Annotated in this window: 1 protein-coding gene and 1 pseudogene; both read left to right on the top strand. The window is 49.0% G+C overall.

Annotated features, from left to right (window positions below; translation table 11 throughout):
• Nucleotides 1-24: 24 nt before the first annotated feature.
• Nucleotides 25-1569: pseudogene (locus FD47_RS14145) on the top strand (ATP-dependent DNA helicase); the annotation flags it as partial.
• A 62-nt stretch (nt 1570-1631) separates the two neighbouring features.
• Nucleotides 1632-2483, top strand: a complete 852-nt coding sequence (locus FD47_RS14140) for a fumarylacetoacetate hydrolase family protein (RefSeq protein WP_054736693.1) — start codon at nt 1632-1634, stop codon at nt 2481-2483.
• Nucleotides 2484-2721: the final 238 nt, after the last annotated feature.

Genomic DNA, 2721 nt, shown 5'->3' with positions numbered 1-2721 from the left:
TTACTTAAGAGATTTTAGACAGCTTCTAAGGATAAGATTACCTTCGCGGCTGAAAGAGATGTGCCACCGGAGACCAACCCCTACCTAGTCGGCTATTACGACCGAATTCGCCCGGCCATCAAGGACATTGTCGAACACGAGGATCAGATCACCAAGCCAACAATTGAACACTACGCTGAGAAGCACAAGGTTGACCCGTTTGAATTTTCCCTCGACGTCAGCCTGTTTTGTGATGTCATCATTTGCGATTACAACTATTTGTTCGACCCTCAGGTACATCTGCAGCGGTTTTTCTCGGTGCCGGATAAGCAAAATTGCTTCCTGGTCGATGAAGTTCACAACCTGGTTCAGCGTTCCCGGGAGATGTACTCGGCGACCCTCACCATGAAACCCATTGATTCGCTGGTCACCAAATTATCCGCCAAAAAAGCCGCCAACCAAAAGGTGATCCAAAAGCTCCGATCCTTGAAGCGCTCGTTCAAGCGTTACAGCAAGGACGCCGAAGAATCGCCCGATCATCAGATCGCCCAGTTGGCACCGGTGACCAACTTCAACGCCACGTTAAACGATCTGATTGGCGCCATTCACGAGTGGCTGGCCAACCGCAAGCCATCCGACACCGTTGACGCGGTCGTCGATTACTACCTAAAATGCCGGCATTACTACCTGATCAGCCAATATTACGATGATGCCTACCGAACCCGAATTATCAATGATACGACCACTCACGACGTGATTTTCCGCCAGTTCTGCCTGGATCCCAGTAAATGGCTCAAAGAAAGCCTTGACCTGGGGCGGGCGGCAATCCTATTCTCCGCGACCCTCAGTCCGATCTCATACTACCAACGGGTGTTGGGAAACGAATCCAACAGCCTGCAAATGGTGTCAGCATCGTCGTTTCCCGCCAAAAATTGTCAGGTCATCATCGCCAATAACATCAACACCCTGTATGCCAACCGGCAGCAGAGCATTCAGCCAATTTGCCAGACCATCGCCACGCTCATTTCCCAGAGGGCCGGTCATTACATGATCTTCTTTCCGTCAATGGCTTATCTGGAAGCCGTTCTGAATCAATTTATGGATCAGTATCCCAGCGTCCACGTTATTCGCCAGGAAGCCGACATGGATAATGCCGCCCGCCAACAGTTCCTGCGGGAATTTCAAACCGATCCGCAACAGACGAAGGTCGGCTTTGCGCTGCTTGGCGGGATTTTCTCGGAGGGCATCGATCTCAAAAATGATCAGCTCATCGGCGTTGGCATTGTCAGCGTTGGCCTGCCCGGCATTAACGACGAAGCCAACTTGATCCGCGACTATTTCGATCAGCTTAACCACCAGGGATTTTCCTACGCTTACCAACTGCCGGGATTCAACAACGTGAGCCAGGCAGCTGGCCGGGTGATTCGCACCACAACCGATAAGGGGGTCATCGTTTTGATGGACCACCGGTTTAGCCAGGCCAGGTACCGAAATATTTTTCCGGACCATTGGACGAACGTTCGGGTCATCAACCAACCCGATCAGCTAAAAAAACAGCTCCAGGCCTTCTGGAATTCTTTTCCGAATTGATATTTAAGGTGTATACTAAACTTACCATGCGTTAATTGAAGGATGCCAGGAGGGATTAGGATTTGAAATTAGCAATGTATAATCAAAAGCCGACATTTGTCGCGTTCCAGAACGATCAGTTGTGGGGCGTTCCGATTACTGGTTATGACTCAATCGACGATATCTTGAATGATTGGCAGAGCTTTGAATCTAAGGTATTGATTAACATTTCGGACAAAGCAATCATTAATGACGACAACGCCGAACCGATTGACGGCACCAAGTTCGAACAACCGGTTACCCATCCGCGCCAATTACCGGCGATCGGGTTCAATTACATTGACCATATGGAAGAAATGGCGACCGCGCGTCCCAAACGCCCAAACGTCTTCAACAAATTTGTGAGTTCGCTTGCCGGGCCCGCAAATTCCATTCATCTAAGCGGTGATACGGTCGACTGGGAGTCTGAACTGATCGTTGTGATTGGTAACGGCGGCAGAAATATCAGCCGTGAAGACGCAGAGGACGCCATTGCCGGCTATATGGTTGGCCAGGACATTTCCGACCGGACGCTTCAATCAATCGATGGCCCCAGCACCCAGTTCGATCTCGGAAAATCATTTCGCAATTATTCACCAATTGGCCCTTACATTTCAACCATTGCCGATACCGACGATATCGTTTCGAAAAATATCATCACGAAAGTCAACGGCGAAACCATGCAGAAGGCCACGATTAGCCAGATGCTGTTCGATATTCAGACATTGGTTTCTTACATTTCCGGCGTTATCGAACTATATCCCGGCGATCTGATCTTTACCGGAACGCCAAGCGGCACCGGCGTTGGCCGCGATCCACAAGTCTTCTTAAAATCCGGCGATGTCTTTACCAGTGAGATTGATGGGCTGGGAAAGATTGAGACCAAGGTAAACTAAAGCCATAACTAATTGATTTTATCATCAAAACAAGGTTCCCTAGTGAGTTGTTCGCTCATTGGGGAACCTTGTTTGCGTTAAGTTTGTTTTACTGAAAAATTCAGGGGGTAATGGTTACGGTTGCGAATGCTGTTGCCCTTCCCGATAACCCTTAATAAACGCCGACAGTTCTTCGAGTTTATTTCCAAATACCGAATTCCCCAAGTCGACTAGGGTCTGTCTTAAAACAAGCTTTTTA

The organism is Lentilactobacillus parafarraginis DSM 18390 = JCM 14109 (assembly GCF_001435895.1).
Classification (GTDB): Bacteria; Bacillota; Bacilli; order Lactobacillales; family Lactobacillaceae; genus Lentilactobacillus; species Lentilactobacillus parafarraginis.
Note: the sequence above shows the minus strand (reverse complement) of the source record. Positions and strands in the feature narration are given on the sequence as shown.